This window comes from Rhodosalinus sp. (assembly GCF_041685465.1).
Taxonomy (GTDB): Bacteria; Pseudomonadota; Alphaproteobacteria; order Rhodobacterales; family Rhodobacteraceae; genus Rhodosalinus.
The window spans coordinates 1-11,505 of record NZ_JAWLFS010000082.1 but is presented as its reverse complement, the minus strand read 5'-3'; the positions used below and the strand labels follow the sequence as shown (position 1 = coordinate 11,505).

Below are 11,505 nucleotides of genomic sequence, written 5' to 3'. Positions count from 1 at the left end.
GGACAAGGCGCAGGCGGCGCGCCGCGCGGGCGCGGCGCTGCCCTCCTGGACGGACGCGGCGGGGGTCGCGGGCGCGCTTCTGGAACGGGTGGCGAGGGGCCCGGTCTGAGCGACCGCGATCCAGACCCGGCGCCGGCGCGGGCTTGGCAGGCGCGCGACCGCGTTGCCCCGCACGGGCACGAGCGGCCACCGACTCCTCACGCGCGGACGATCTCCCGGCCGACACGGACGTCGCTGCGCAGCGGTCCGAAGGGGGTCGCCCGTCGGCGCTGCGCGCGCCGGACCCGCATCAGGCGCCCTTCGCGCAGGACAGCCGCGCGAAGAGATCACCCGAGGTCGCGGTCGCGGGCAGCGTATCGAGCCAGACCTTCGTCGCGGCGGCGTCGCGCCAGTCCGACCAGAGAAACGCGCCGGTTTCGCCCTGCACGGGGTTGAAGCGGTAAGCGCCCAGGTCGGCCAGCCGGTCGATCACCGCATGCGTCAGCGTCGGAAACGCGGGCAGGAACTCGACCGAGAGCATGGGCACCGGGCGGGACAGCCCGGCGAGAACCTCGATCTCGAACCCCTCGACGTCGATCTTGACGTAGCGCGGGCAGCCGAAGCGGGCGATCAGCCCGTCGAGCGTGACCATGCGCACCCTCTGCGTCCGGTCCCAGCGGACGTGATCGAACCCCGGCGCGCGCCCGGCGCCCTCGACGAAGGCGGCCGTCAGCGACGACACCGTGGGATGGCGCGACGACACGGCCATCTCGGCCTCGACCTCCGCGCCGCCGGCGGCCGCTTCGACAAGCTCGATGTCGCGCGGCAGGGTGCGGCGCAGGAAGCCCGCGAAGGGATACTGCGGTTCGAGTGCGACGACACGGGCCCCGGCCGCGCGCATCGCGCGGGCGCGGGTGCCGACATGCGCACCGACATCGAACACCAGATCGCCCGGATCCAGTTGCGTCCTGTAAAAGCGCCGCCATGTCCCGAGCGTCAGCGGATTGTGGTAGATCGCCAGCGACCTGAGAAATCCGAGCCACAGCTTCATCGCGGCGCCCCCTCGCGCGTCAGGACGAACAGGTAGCGCGCGCGGGCCGGCGTCCAGCGCCGGCCCCGCGCGCGCTGGGCGGAAACCCTCCGCCGGACTTGCCTCGATCCTGCAACGCCTACCTTGTGCACGATGCATCGCGACAGATGGAACCGGCCTTGCTGACGACCCGACCGCTCACACCCGTCGATGTTTCCGGCGACCGGACCGGCGCGCCCCCGGACCGGCGCGCTGCCGGGCGCCGTCGAGAGCTCGGCTGCCGCCACGGGCGCAGGCCGGCCCCGCCAGCGGCGGATCAGGGCACCCATGTGCCTGCCCGGCGCCCGCACCCCGCGGGGTGGCCGGCGCCGCCTGCTGCGGGCGGACCTGCCGGACCGGGATTTCCGGCGCCATGACCCCGACGGCGTTGTGGTGTATCGGCCCCGGCCGGGCGGAGACGCGCCCGGCCGAGCCCGGCGACGGCGTCGCCGTGGACACGCTTTTTACCGCGATCAGCCGCGGCACCGAGCGGCTGGTCTTCGAGGGCCGCGTGCCCGAGAGCGAAGCCGGGCGGATGCGCGCACCGGCGCAGGAGGGCGCGTTCCCCTTCCCGGTCAAATACGGCTACAGCGCCGTCGGCCGCGTGACGGAAGGCGCCCTGAGGGGGCGTGCCGTCTTTGCCCTGCATCCCCATCAGACCCGGTTCCGCATGCCGGAGGCGGCGCTCACCCCCCTGCCCGACGGGCTGCCGCCCGAACGTGCCGTGCTCGGGGCCAACATGGAGACCGCGCTGAACATCCTCTGGGACAGCGGCGCGGCCGCGGGCGACCGGATCGCGGTGATCGGCGCGGGTGTCGTGGGCGCGCTGGCTGGCTATCTCGCGGCGCGGCTGCCCGGCGCCGAGGTCACGCTGGTCGACCGCCGCCCCGAACGTGCCGCGCTCGCCGATGCGCTGGGCTGCGGCTTCGCGCCGGCGGACGAGACGCCGAAAGGGGCGCCGGACGGGGCCCCCGACGCATGCGACGTGGTCATCCACACCAGCGCGACCGCCGACGGGCTGGCCCTCGCGCTCGGGCTTGCCGGGCAGGACGCGACGGTGGTCGAGGCAAGCTGGCACGGCGCGGGCGCGACGCCCGTCCCGCTCGGCGGCGCCTTCCACAGCCGCAGGGTGCGTCTCGTCAGTTCGCAAGTGGGCCACCTGCCCCCGGACCGGGCCGCGCGCTGGACCCACGGGCGCCGCATGGCCAAGGCGCTCGACCTGCTGTGCGATCCCGCGCTCGACATCCTGATCTCGGGAGAGACGCGCTTCGAGGATCTCGCCGCGCAATACGGCGCGATCCTCGGCGATCCCGACACCCTCTGTCACCGTATCCGATATCCACGAACCTGAGGAGCGCCCATGTTCGCCGTCGAAGTCCGAGATCACATCATGATCGCGCATTCCCTGCCCTCGCCCGTGTTCGGCCCCGCGCAGGGCATGCATGGCGCGACCTTCACCGTGGACGCGGCCTTCTACACCGAGGAGATCGACGACCACGGGCTGGTGGTCGACATCGGCCTCGCCACGGAGGCCCTGACAGAGGTGCTGGCGCCGCTGCGGTACCGCAACCTCGACGAGGTGCCGGAGTTCGCGGGGCGCTTCACGACGACCGAATTCCTGTGCCGGCACATTTTCGACCGGATGGCGGAGGCTGTCCGCGGCGGGCGCCTTCAGGACGGCGGGCGCGTGAAAAGGCTGCGCATCCTGCTGCACGAAAGCCATGTCGCGCGCGCCTGGTACGAGGGCGAGATCTGAGATGGGCTTTTCCGCCGACTGGCTGGCCCTGCGCGAACCGGCCGACCGCGCGGCGCGCGACGCCGATCTGTTGCAACAGGCTGCGCGGGCGGCGGGGCCGGCGCCGGTGATCCTCGATCTCGGCTGCGGCACCGGGGCGACGATGCGGGCCATGGCCCCGCACCTGCCGGGCCGCGTGCGCTGGCACCTTGTGGACAACGATCCGGCGCTCCTGTCCCGTGCGGCCGATGCGGCGCAGGACGCAGGGACCACGGCGCAGGTGCACCGGCTGGATCTGGACGATCTCGACCGCCTGCCGCTCGCGGATGTGACGCTCGTGACCGCGGGCGCGCTGCTGGATCTCGTGCCGGCGCGCTGGGTGCGGGACCTTGCCGCGCGGTTGCGCGTTCCGTTCTACGCGGCGCTGTCCTACGACGGCGAGATGCGCTGGAGCCCCGAGGATCCCGGCGACGCCGGGGTCGGGGCGGCCTTCAACCGGCACCAGCGCGGCGACAAGGGGCTGGGTCCGGCGCTCGGGCCGGAGGCGGTCACGGCGGGGGCGGCCGCTTTCGCCGCGGCCGGGTTCGAGGTCCGGCAGGCCAGGAGCCCCTGGCACCTCGGCCCGGCGTCGAGCGCGCTGCAGATCGCGCTCGTTGACGGGATCGCGGCGGCGGCCGAGGAGGCCGGCGCCACCGGCGCGCCCGGGTGGGGCGCGATGCGCAAGGCGGCGGCGGACCGCACGACCTGCCGGATCGGCCATGGCGACATTCTCGCCCTGCCCCCGACAGTGGCTGAGGAGACCACGCATGCAACCGATTGACGTGACATCGCAGGTCTGGGAACGGCTGCTGGCCGTGCGGCAGGGGACCTCCTGCACCTGCTGCGGCGGCTGGACCCCGGGCGAAGACGCCGCGCTGGCGCTTTACGGACCGCTCGCGCGGCGCGACCTCGGGCCGGTCACGGTGGCCCAGATCGGGCAGTCGCTCGACGGGCGGATCGCGACGGTGACGGGCGATGCCCGCGATGTCTCCGGCCCGGACGGGCTCGCCCATCTGCACCGGATGCGCGCCCTCGTCGACGGTGTCGCGATCGGCGTCCGCACGGCGCTGCACGACACTCCGCGGCTCACCGTGCGGCTCTGTCAGGGCCGCAATCCCGCGCGCATCGTGATCGATCCGCGGGGGCGGCTGCCCGACGACGCGCCGGTGCTGCGGGCGGACGGCGCCCGGCGGATCGTCGTTCAGGCGACGGACCGGCCGCGCCCCGAAGGGGTCGAGGTCATCCGCCTGCCGGTGCGCGGGGACCTGCTGGATCCGCAAGAGATCCTCGCCGCACTGCGCGAGGCGGGCCTCTCCTCCGTCATGATCGAGGGCGGCGGAATAACGATATCGCGCTTCCTCGAGGCCGGGCTGCTGACCCGGCTTCAGGTGGCCGTCGCGCCGCTTCTGATCGGTGCGGGACAACAGAGCCTGACCATGCCGTCCCCCACCGAAAGCCTGTCGGATGCCCTGCGCCCCGAGACGCGGGTCTACTCCCTCGGGTCCGACGTGGTGTTCGATTGCGCGTTGAGCCCCACCGCGCAGGCGGCCAGCCGACCGCTTCACGACGCGCCGCAGAGCGTATCGGGCTCATGACCCGCGCGTGCCCAACGGCGTGAGACGCTGACGCAGCAGGACGAGGATCCCCGGCAGCGCCGCGAGGATCATCGTCAGGCCGAACACGACGCTCGCGGCGAGCCCACCGCTGGCCGTGGACCCGGCGAGCGGGAAGAGCGCGGCCGCGGCCCCTTCGCGCAGTCCCCAGCCGCTGATCGTCAGCGGAACCAGCATGGTCATCAGAACGAGCGGGACGAAGGCGGCGACGGCCGCAGGCGGCAACCCGTGGCCGACGGCCTCGGCACAGAAGGCGAAGGCCGCGAGATTGCAGGCAGCGGTCGCGAGGCTCAGCGCCACCTGCCGCCAGATCACGTCGCGCGCGGCGAGTGCCGTGATCATGGGACGCCAGAGCGCCTCGATCGTCCGGCCGACCCGCCCGCCCAGCCGCCGCGCGGCATGAAGAGCGAACGGCAGGCCAAGGGCCGCGGCGAGAAGCGCCGCCACCGGCAGCGCGAGCCATGCGGGCCACGAGACCCCGCCGGGGATCGCGAAGGTCAGCGCGAAGGCGACCGCGGCACAGAGAAAGAGCCCGGCCTGCCCCGCCAGCCGCTCGAAGATCACCGCCTGACCCGACGCCAGAAGCCCTGCATCTCCGCGTGACCGGATCGCCCGGCGTGCATCCCCGAGCACCCCGCCCGGAAGGGACTGGTTGACCAGCTGACCGAGGAAGTACTCGCGCAGCGCATCCGGGGTCTCGAGGCGGATACCGAGCTGTCCCGCCGTCAGCTGCCACCGCAGCGCCGACAACGCGGTCTGCAGGATCAGCGCGGCGAAGGCGGCGGCGAGCCATGCCGCATCCGCGGAGGCGAGGCTCCGCAGGGCCTCCCGGCCGCCGACGAGATGCCACACCAGCGCCAGCAACGCGGCGGCGAGCGCGATCTGGCCCGCGCGCAGGCCTCCGGGCGGGACGGGCCGCAGCATCAGCCGCCCGGTGCCGCGATACCGGGGGCAGAGGAAAAGCTCTCGATCAACCGGTCGCGCATGCGGTCCATGCGGATCACCCCGGTGTCCGGATCGGGGATCAGCCCGGGTGTCCAGTTCCACGCGGCGACACGCGCGACGAGATCCGGTGGGCCGATGACGTGGATCGGCACCTGCGCCCGGTCGTCGAGGGCCACGAAATCCGCGGCCTGGTGATCTCCGAGCACGATCATCAGCGGCGGATCCTCGGCATGGCGGGCGGCATAGGAAAAGACGGTCGAGAGGGCATAGTCGATCGCCGCGCGATACTGGCGCCGCACGCGGTCACGATCGCGCCAGACCTCTTCCGGCGGATCGCCGCCCGCCGCCATCGCGTTGAAGATCCGGCCGTCCTCGATCGCGTCCCAGTCGACGAGATCCGGCACCGGCACCCAGGGCGCGTGCGACGAGCCGAGGGCGAGCTGGGCGAAGACGGGCCTCTCGGTCTCGGGGGTGCGCAGCAGCCGGTCGAGCGCGGTGAAGGTGAACTGGTCGGGCATCGTCACCCAGTTGAAGGCGGCGCCCTCGTACCCGAGGTCGTCGGCCGCGAGAATGGTCTCGAACCCCATCATCGCCGATTCAGGCCAGTCGAGCGTGATCTGCGGCATCACCGCGGCGGTGTGGAAACCGGACCGCCCGGCGACGTGGAAAAGCGTCTCGCGCCCCGAGGCCAAGGCGGCGCCGTAGCGCGCCTGATCGTCGATCCAGAGCCCGTTGGCGAAGGTCGCATGCGAGAGCCAGCTCTGCCCGCCCCGCGTCGGCGCTTCGAGCAGCCCCGAGACCATCGACAGCCCGCGGCGCTCGAGTTGCGCCGCGTTCCGCCGCAGCGTCGCGCGGTGCCGTTCGGCGTAAAAGGCGGTGTCGAGGCTGGTGCGCCCGTAACTCTCCACGAAGACGACGAGCACGTCCCGGTCGATACCGTCGAGGAGGTGCGGGACGCCCGCGTAGGGGTCCTGCACAGCGGCCGTGCGGAAGGCGCGCAGATCGGCGAGCGTCTCGCGCGCGAGGGCGATCCGTTCGAGGCCGACGCGCGCGGTGAAGGCTGCGCCCGGCGGGGTCACCGGCAGCGACCAGCGCCCCAGCGCCTGCCCGATTTCCAGCGTGGCCAGCACCGCGAAGGCCAGCGCGCCGGTGCCGGCGGCCGCCCGCGTCAGGCCCGGCGGCACCGCGACCGCGGCCCAGACGCCCGTTGCCCACCAGAGCGCGACGGCGATGCCCACCGCGGCGAGCGCCGCGCCCAGCGCCGCGATCCCGGCCGCAAGGGGGCCGATCGTTCCGGCGAGAAGCCGCAGGCCCGCCTCGATCAGGGCGAGATCGGCCACGGGATTGAAACCGCGCGCGAGCGCGGCCGACATCGCGAAATCCGCGGTCTTCAAGACCGCGAGCAGCGTCAGCGTCCCGGTGATCGCGAGACGCAGGGTCGTGGCGAGCCGGCCGCGAACCGCCATGAGCGTCAGCAGGATGACCGGCAACTCCAGCGGGACGAGCAAGGGCGCCTGCCAGGTCAGGGCGGCGGGATGGTTGGGCTGGACCAGCACGAGGTGCAGGACGAGGGCCGCCAGCACGAGCCGCGGCACGCCGGGTCGGCCGCGCTGCGTCACGCGCGTCTCTGCCGGAGCCACAGGATGTCGCGCCCGAACGACCAGCCGAGGGCGAGCGCCGCAAGGGCGATGGCGGCCGCGGCGACCGCCGGCGGCAGGATCGGCAGCTGCACCGCGATCAGGGCGGCGATCTGAACGACGCAGGCGGCCTTTCGGCCGAACCGTTCCGGCAAGGGCCGCGCCAGCCATGGCAGCGCCCGGCCCGCCGCCGCGAAAAGATAGCGTGGCAGCCCCAGCAGCAGAACCAGCGGGCCGGCGGTCCCGGCGGCGAAGGCGTTCAGCGCGAGGACGAGGCCGAGCGCCGCGTCCACTTCCATGTCGAATCTCGCGCCGAAGCGCGAGGTCAGGCGTTGCCGCCGCGCCAGCCACCCGTCGATCCCGTCGAGAAGCAGCGCCGCCGCCGCCAGCCAGAAGATCGGCCAGGCCACCTCGCCACCCATGAGCACCGGCACGGTCAGCGATGCCGTGAGTGCGAGGCGAACGAGCGTCACGAAGTTGCCCAGACCGACGCCGTCATGCGGATGCGCGCGGGGCATCGCGGCCACGGCCAGCGCACAGCCCACGAGATAAACCGCGACAGCTGCGCCCGACGCGACGGCCCCCCCGCCAAGGAGACCGCCAGACGCCAGCGCGACGCCGCCGGCCCCGGCAAGCGCAGCCGCGGCAAATCGACCGCGCACGGCCGCCCGTCCACGGTCGCGCGAAAGGCCCCGCGCCACGCGCGGCGGATCTGTCTGCGAAATCGTCACCGCGTGAAGGTTAGCGCGACGCGGACATGGTCAAGGCCGCGCGACGGCGGTTGATCGATGCGGGCGGGACGCTATCTGGCTTCCTTCAGGATGACCATGCCGACGCCCAGCACCGCATATGCAACGCCCGCGCGGCTTTTTCACTGGACGATGGCGGTGCTTTTGCTCGCCACCATCCCGGTCGGTTTCCTGATGATCCAGGAGGGGCTGGGCCGGTCGCTGCAGAACACGCTCTTCATCTTTCACAAGAACGTGGGGGTGCTGATCCTCGGGCTCGCGATCCTGAGGCTCGGCTACCGATGGGCCCGACCGGCGCCGCCGCTTCCGACGACGCTGCCAGCGTGGCAGGTGCGGGCCGCGGGGGCAAGTCATGCAGCGCTTTACGGCCTGATGATCGCGATGCCGGTCGCGGGCTACGTTCGGGTGGTCGCGGGCGGATTTCCGATCGAGGTGCTCGATGCGGCGGGCATGCCCCCGCTGGTGCCGGAATCGGAGGCGCTCGCCGAGGCGGCGAAGACCGCGCACCATTACGGCGCCTACCTGATCACCGCCCTCGTGGGGGTGCATGTGCTTGCCGCACTGCACCACGGCCTCGTCAGGCGCGACGGCGTGATCTCGCGCATCTGGCCGCCGATCCGACCGCGCCGCCGCTGACGGGCTTGCCGTCACTGAACCGCGCGATATCTCGCTAGGATCCATCGCCGTAACCGCGTGCGCGCGGGCCCGCACTGGCAGGGAGCAGCCCCAGCACCATGTCGCTCGTTGACACGGTCTTTCGCCCGGCGGAGACGCCTGCCACGGAAGCGGCCGGCGATGAGCCGGGCGCGCGCTGGCTCTTCATCCTTCTGACCGCGGGATTCTCGGTCGCGATCACCTGGCTCTTCGCCGCATCGGTCACCGACTGGACGCCCCTCGCTGTGGGCGCGCTGCCGCTGGTGGCGGTGAACTCCGCGTGGATCTCGGGCGGCGCCGCCACCGCCATCATCGGTCTCGCGCGGTCCGCCGTTGCCGTCCCCGCCCCCCCGGCGGGATGGACGCCGGGCGGGCGAACGGCAATCCTCGTGACGCTCTGCAAGGAAGAGCCCGAGCCCGTGGCGCGCTACCTGCAAAGCCTGCACAGGGCGCTGAGGCGCGAGGGGCTCGGCCAGGGAGTCGACGGGGCGACCGAGATCTTCGTGCTGTCGGACACGTCCGGGGCCGAGGCCGTCGCCCGCGAGGCGGCGGTGTTCGGCCCCCTCGTCGCCGCGGGGATCGTCCACTACCGGAGGCGCGCCCGCAACACGGGGCGCAAACCCGGCAATATCGCCGGGTGGCTGGCATGGCGGGGTTCGGCCTTCGACTACATGCTGGTGCTGGACTCCGACAGCCGGATGTCCGCCGGCCGCATCGGACGGATGATCCGGCAGATCGAGGCGCGTCCGTCCACCGGCCTTCTTCAGGCAGGGATGGGGCTCATCCCCGGGCGCAGCCGGTTCGGCCGGCATCAGCGAAGCTCGGTGCGGTTGATGTCGTCGAACTTCGGGCGCGGCATGGCGGCCTGGGCCGGACGCAGCAGCAACTACTGGGGCCACAACGCGATCATGCGGGTCGCGGCCTTCCGGGCGGCCGTGGACCTGCCCCGCCTGCCGGGGCGCGCGCCCTTCGGCGGCCCGCCCCTCAGCCATGATTTCATCGAGGCGGCCTGGATTCGCCGGGCCGGGTGGGCGGTCGAGCTCGATCCGTGTCTCGACGGCAGCGCCGAAGACGGGCCGCAAAGCCTCGAAGCGTTCCACAAGCGCGACCGCCGCTGGTGCCAGGGCAACATGCAGCACCTCCGCGTGCTGACGGAGCCGGGATTGCACCCGATGAGCCGGGTGCACCTTGCCGCCGGCATCGTCAGCTATCTCGCCGCGCCGATCTGGCTGATCCTGGTTGTCCTGATCGCCACGGGACTCGCGCCGGTCGCGGGGCTTCTGCCCTTCGCGCTCGTCGCGACGGTCCTTCTTCTCCCGAAACTCTGCGCGCTGGCGGGCCGGATCGGCCGGGACCGGACCGCGCGGCGGCGGTGGGTGACCTGCCGCGCGTGGACCGGCGAACTCGTCGTCTCGACGCTGATCGCGCCCATCATGATGGTCCGCCAGACCGCCTCGGTGATCTCGGTGCTGATGGGTCGGGATTGCGGCTGGAAGTCGGAACGCCGGCCGACATGGCGCCTCCCCGCCGGCACGCCCGAGGCCGCCGCCGGGATCGCCATCGCCGCGATCGCGGCACAGCTCGGCACCGGCGCCAGCCTCTGGCTCGCGCCGCTGGTCCTGCCCCTGCTCGGCGCGCCGCTCATCGTGCGCGTGCTCGACGCGACACCGGCATGAGGCGGCGCGGGTTCATCGCCGGCGCGACGGCGCTCTGCGCGGCGCCGGCCCTCGGGGTGCGCGGACAGGCCGGCGATGCAGGAGGCGATCTGCTGGAGGCGGCACGCGCACTGGCCGCGCGGCCCCACGAAGCGCACCGGGCGCCGCTGCCCGCGCCCTTCGCCGATCTCGATTACGACGCGTACCGCGGCATCCGCCCCCGGCGGGGACAGGCCGCGCATCTGGCCATCGGGCCGGGTTACGAGGTCGATCTTCTGCCGCCCGGACTGTATTTCCCAGATCCCGTCGGCATCGAGATCCCCGAAGGCGACGGCGGCGGGTTCCGCGAGGTCGCGTTTTCGCCGGAACTCTTCAGCTTCGAGCCCCGGTATTTCGACGACGTGCCCGACACCGCGCCCGGGGCCGGATTTTCGGGACTGCGGCTGCGTCACCCGCTCGGCGATGCGCGTGTCATGGACGAGGTCCTCGTCGTTCAGGGCGCGAGCTATTTCCGGGCGATCGGCCGCGCCATGGTCTACGGGCTCTCCGCCCGGGCCGTCGCGCTCGGGACGGGAAGGCCGGAGCCCGAGGAATTCCCGCGCTTCACCCGGCTCCGGGTGCACCGCCCCGACGCCGATGGCGCGGCCCGGATCGAGGGCGTGATCGACAGCCCCGCGCTGGCCGGCCACCTCGAGATGACGCTGCGGCCGGGGGCGGCCACGCGGATGCGGATCGCCGTGACCCTGATCCCCCGCCGCGATATCGCGGATGCCGGCGTGGCACCCCTGACCTCGATGTATCTCAAGGGACCGATGCGCGCGGCGGTGTCGGACGACTTCCGGCCGCGCGTTCACGACAGCGACCTGCTTTTCATCCGCAACGGCGCGGGCGAGTCGCTCTGGCGGCCGATCGCGAACCCTGCCCGCACGGAAATCTCTTCCTTTCTCGACGACGGTCCCGTCAGCTTCGGCCTGTTTCAGACCCCGCGCCGCTACGCGGCCTTCGAGGACACCGAGGCGCGCTACCACGACCGCCCGTCCGCGATCGTGCGTCCGGCCGGGGACTGGGGTCGGGGGGCGGTCGTGCTGGTGGAAATCCCGACCGACACAGAGTTCATGGACAACATCGTCGCCTTCTGGCGCCCGGAGCGGCCATTGGCCGCCGGGCGCGAATACCGGTTCGACTACGACCTGATCTGGACGCGCAGCGCGCCCGAGGTGGCCCCCCGCCGGGCCATCCTGCAAAGCCGGAGCGGACGGGAACACGACCGTCCCGGGACACGGCGGTTCGTCATCGACCTCGCCGGTCCTCCCGAGGGCCTGTCCCCCGAGGTCTCGGCCCGCGGCGGAACCGAGATCTCGGGGCTCGCGATCGTCCCGCTGCCCGGCGGGCGCGGGACGCGCGTGACCTTCCTGATGACGCCGGAAGAC

At 72.8% G+C, this 11,505-nt stretch carries 11 protein-coding genes; 7 read left to right on the top strand and 4 right to left on the bottom strand.

The genetic code is table 11. The annotated features are described in order from the left end of the window. Positions 1 to 289: 289 nt before the first annotated feature. Positions 290 to 1,030, bottom strand: a complete 741-nt coding sequence (locus ACESL7_RS07410) for an FkbM family methyltransferase (RefSeq protein ID WP_372892677.1) — start codon at positions 1,028 to 1,030, stop codon at positions 290 to 292. Between the two features lie 391 nt (positions 1,031 to 1,421). On the opposite strand from ACESL7_RS07410, the gene ACESL7_RS07405 reads away from it, so the two are divergent. The 4 genes from ACESL7_RS07405 to ACESL7_RS07390 are packed head-to-tail and all read left to right on the top strand — an operon-like array spanning position 1,422 to position 4,417. Continuing rightward, positions 1,422 to 2,399 (top strand): zinc-dependent alcohol dehydrogenase, encoded by a 978-nt coding sequence (locus ACESL7_RS07405; protein ID WP_372892676.1) that lies wholly within the window; start codon positions 1,422 to 1,424, stop codon positions 2,397 to 2,399. A 9-nt stretch (positions 2,400 to 2,408) separates the two neighbouring features. Then, positions 2,409 to 2,804: a 6-pyruvoyl trahydropterin synthase family protein gene (locus ACESL7_RS07400; protein ID WP_372892675.1), complete on the top strand. Its 396-nt coding sequence runs from the start codon at positions 2,409 to 2,411 to the stop codon at positions 2,802 to 2,804. A gap of 1 nt (position 2,805) precedes the next feature. Beyond that, the gene (locus ACESL7_RS07395; RefSeq protein WP_372892674.1) at positions 2,806 to 3,603 is read left to right on the top strand and encodes a class I SAM-dependent methyltransferase; all 798 of its coding nucleotides are present in this window, start codon (positions 2,806 to 2,808) and stop codon (positions 3,601 to 3,603) included. Next, positions 3,590 to 4,417, top strand: a complete 828-nt coding sequence (locus tag ACESL7_RS07390; RefSeq protein WP_372892673.1) for a RibD family protein — start codon at positions 3,590 to 3,592, stop codon at positions 4,415 to 4,417. Before ACESL7_RS07395 ends, ACESL7_RS07390 begins: the two co-directional genes overlap by 14 nt. Here ACESL7_RS07390 and ACESL7_RS07385 read toward each other — a convergent pair. From ACESL7_RS07385 to ACESL7_RS07375, 3 genes are read right to left on the bottom strand one after another with little or no spacing between them, the layout of a single operon-like run. Further along, entirely contained in the window at positions 4,412 to 5,359 is a 948-nt protein-coding gene (locus ACESL7_RS07385; RefSeq protein WP_372892672.1) for a lysylphosphatidylglycerol synthase transmembrane domain-containing protein, read from the bottom strand. The two genes, ACESL7_RS07390 and ACESL7_RS07385, sit on opposite strands and share 6 nt — an antisense overlap. Further along, positions 5,359 to 6,999, bottom strand: a complete 1,641-nt coding sequence (locus tag ACESL7_RS07380; RefSeq protein WP_372892671.1) for a sulfatase-like hydrolase/transferase — start codon at positions 6,997 to 6,999, stop codon at positions 5,359 to 5,361. The genes ACESL7_RS07385 and ACESL7_RS07380 overlap by 1 nt, the downstream gene beginning before the upstream one ends. Next, positions 6,996 to 7,562 (bottom strand): CDP-alcohol phosphatidyltransferase family protein, encoded by a 567-nt coding sequence (locus ACESL7_RS07375; RefSeq protein WP_372892670.1) that lies wholly within the window; start codon positions 7,560 to 7,562, stop codon positions 6,996 to 6,998. Before ACESL7_RS07375 ends, ACESL7_RS07380 begins: the two co-directional genes overlap by 4 nt. A 282-nt stretch (positions 7,563 to 7,844) precedes the next feature. On the opposite strand from ACESL7_RS07375, the gene ACESL7_RS07370 reads away from it, so the two are divergent. The 3 genes from ACESL7_RS07370 to ACESL7_RS07360 all read left to right on the top strand — a co-directional run. Further along, positions 7,845 to 8,402: a cytochrome b gene (locus tag ACESL7_RS07370; protein ID WP_372892669.1), complete on the top strand. Its 558-nt coding sequence runs from the start codon at positions 7,845 to 7,847 to the stop codon at positions 8,400 to 8,402. A gap of 98 nt (positions 8,403 to 8,500) precedes the next feature. Then, positions 8,501 to 10,096 (top strand): glucans biosynthesis glucosyltransferase MdoH, encoded by a 1,596-nt coding sequence (gene mdoH / locus ACESL7_RS07365; protein WP_372892668.1) that lies wholly within the window; start codon positions 8,501 to 8,503, stop codon positions 10,094 to 10,096. Next, positions 10,093 to 11,505: glucan biosynthesis protein (locus ACESL7_RS07360; RefSeq protein ID WP_372892667.1), on the top strand; the 1,413-nt coding region annotated here is incomplete at its 3' end. The genes mdoH and ACESL7_RS07360, both read left to right, overlap by 4 nt.